This is a genomic window from Synechocystis sp. LEGE 06083 (assembly GCF_015207725.1).
GTDB lineage: Bacteria > Cyanobacteriota > Cyanobacteriia > Cyanobacteriales > Microcystaceae > Synechocystis > Synechocystis salina.
Map to the genome: position 1 here is coordinate 1 of NZ_JADEWJ010000383.1, position 2,615 is coordinate 2,615.

The following is a 2,615-nucleotide window of genomic DNA, read 5'->3' on the forward strand; positions in this document are numbered from 1 at the left end:
GGCAAAAAATCCACCGCTCTAGGTTTGTCCGCATTGCCCACCCACCAGTCATGTTGGGTATTACCGTGGTTTCCCTCACGGGGGTAGTGGGCTACCGTTTTTATAACCAACCCCAACTCAGCGTTGGGACCGAATCCCCCTACACCATCTATGCTCCGGAAGATGGCAGTTTTGTGGACGAAAGAACCACAGAGGAAAAGCGGAAAGAAGTGCGGGCTGGCACCATTCCCCGCCTACAACGGGACAATGAGCTAACCGCCCAACTGAAGCAACAAAGAAGCCAATATCTGGATGCCATCAATCAGCTTCGTTATCTGGCTGGCACCTTTCCCTACATAGACACCAATATTTTTACCCTGGAGCAGCAACACTTGCTCCGCAGTCTGGGGCCAGCGGAATGGCAGCAGTTGGAAAATTACCTGAATAATGGCCAGCCTCTGCCCATGGCCTCCCCCCAGTTGGCCAAACTGCAACAATTATTTGATCAACAAAAAGCGACCACTTCCCCCCAGACCATGGCTGGCTTGCTCACCAGCATCAGAGCGGCCCAGGACAGATATAGCCGGGTGACGGCCCGCTTAGCAGAGGTTAAAGCCGATCGCCAGATTACCAATAATCAAATAGGGGCGTTGAAGTTAGACGGGCCCACCTGGCAAACTACCCAACAGACCATTATCCAAGTCCATGACCGTATTCTCACCCAAGGGCTTCCGGCGGGCATCACAGCCCCTCTTTTGGGGGAAACAGTGCAACTCCACTTGCGCAACATTTTGCCCCCCCAAGCCCACCAAGTAGCGGAGGGTAGCTTAAATAATTTACTCAGGGATAAATATAATCTCACTGTTGACAAGGAAGCCACCAAAAACCTAGCGGAAAAAGCCGTATTGGCCATGGAAACCGTCAAGGTATCCGCGGAGAAAAACAGTGTAATTGTGCGGGCAGGGGAAGCCATTACCCAGGAACAATTTGTTTTGCTGGATGGCTACGGCCTGAGTCAACGACAGATCAATTGGCAGGGTCTACTGCGGACAGCAGGGTTAGTGGGGGGAGCCTTAATCATTTTTTGTGGGGTGAGTCGACGCATCCATCGGCCCCTACGGCGGCGAGATCACATTCTCCTCTGTCTGCTCAGCATTAGCACACCCGTTTTATTTTTACTTGATCCGATTTACAATAACCTGCCGGCCATTAGCTTACTCACCAGTAGCTTTTACGGCCCCACCCTAGCCATCACCCAAGTGGTATTGGTGGGGGGATTATCCGCATTTGCCATGGAATCCATCGTTTGGGAATATTTGCTGGGTAGTGGGGCGGCGGCTTTGCTAGCAGGTATGATTGCCAGCAAGCTCCGTTCCCGGGATGAGTTGGCCCTGTTGGGGGTGGGGGTAGGCGCTACCCAGGGCATAGTTTATTTATTCACATATCTAATTGTTAACGCCTCGGCAGTCACAATTATTTGGTACACGGCCCTCCCCAGTGCCATTGTCTATGGCCTACTTGGTTTAGCCTGGAGTGCCATGGCGATCGGCGTTTCCCCTTACCTAGAAAGATTGTTCGACGTGGTGACCCCCACGAGGCTGGTGGAATTGAGTAATCCCAACTGCCCCCTACTACAAAGGTTGGCCAAGGAGGCCCCCGGTACTTTCCAGCACACCCTATTTGTGGCTTGTTTAGCGGAATCGGCAGCGAGGGAATTGCGCTGTAACGTTGAACTGGTCAGAACCGGAACTTTGTACCATGACATTGGTAAAATGCACGACCCCTTGGGATTCATCGAAAATCAAATGGGGGGCCCCAATAAACACGATGAAATCAATGATCCCTACATCAGTGTGGACATTATCAAAAAACACGTTTCCGAAGGGTTAGTGATGGCCCGACGTTATGGTTTGCCCCAGGTGGTGCGGGACTTTATTCCGGAACATCAGGGACAAATGTTGATTTCTTATTTTTATATTCAAGCCAAAGAAGCGGCGGAAAAGGCCGGAGAACCGCCGATCAATGAGGAAGAATTTCGCTATCCGGGGCCCATTCCCCAGTCCCGAGAAACGGGCATTGTCATGCTGGCGGACAGTTGTGAGGCGGCATTGCGTTCCCTCAGGGAAGCTAATCCAGAAACTGCTATGGCCATGGTTAACCGTATTTTTAAGGCCCGCTGGCGGGACAACCAACTGCAAGACAGTGGCTTGAAATACGAAGAACTGCCCATTATTGCCGATGTGTTTGTGCGGGTGTGGCAACAGTTCCACCACCAAAGGATTGCCTATCCCAAGGCGGCGTTGGACGTGCAGGTAACTAGCCCTTCCACCACCAGATTTTGAGGTTGGTCAAGTTAATCAAAGGCGATCCACCCCGGCCCTAGCTATGGCACGGACAAAGTTTCGCTGGCTCCCATTACCGTAAAGCCGGCCCAATTGACTGGTCGGGGATATTTTTGCCGGACTGTCACCATGGCATCCCTAAGGGCAGTGGCACTATTTTCTCCCTGGGCTAGGTTTTGGTAAAAATTGGTCATCAACAGAGCCGTGGGTTCATCTGGTACAGACCAGAGGGAAACCAGTACGCTTTTAGCTCCCGCCGTTAACCAAGCCCGGGATAGTCCTAACACCCCATCC

The 2,615-nt window shown here is 52.0% G+C and carries 2 protein-coding genes; one reads left to right on the plus strand and one right to left on the minus strand.

Going from position 1 to position 2,615, the window contains the following annotated elements; all coding sequences use genetic code 11:
• Positions 1 to 2,321: HD family phosphohydrolase (locus tag IQ219_RS18830; RefSeq protein ID WP_228017376.1), on the plus strand; the 2,321-nt coding region annotated here is incomplete at its 5' end.
• 41 nt (positions 2,322 to 2,362) lie between these two features.
• Here the strand turns inward: IQ219_RS18830 and IQ219_RS18835 are convergent.
• Positions 2,363 to 2,615 (minus strand): CHAT domain-containing protein (locus tag IQ219_RS18835; RefSeq protein WP_194073626.1); only part of this gene is annotated, 253 nt, incomplete at its 5' end.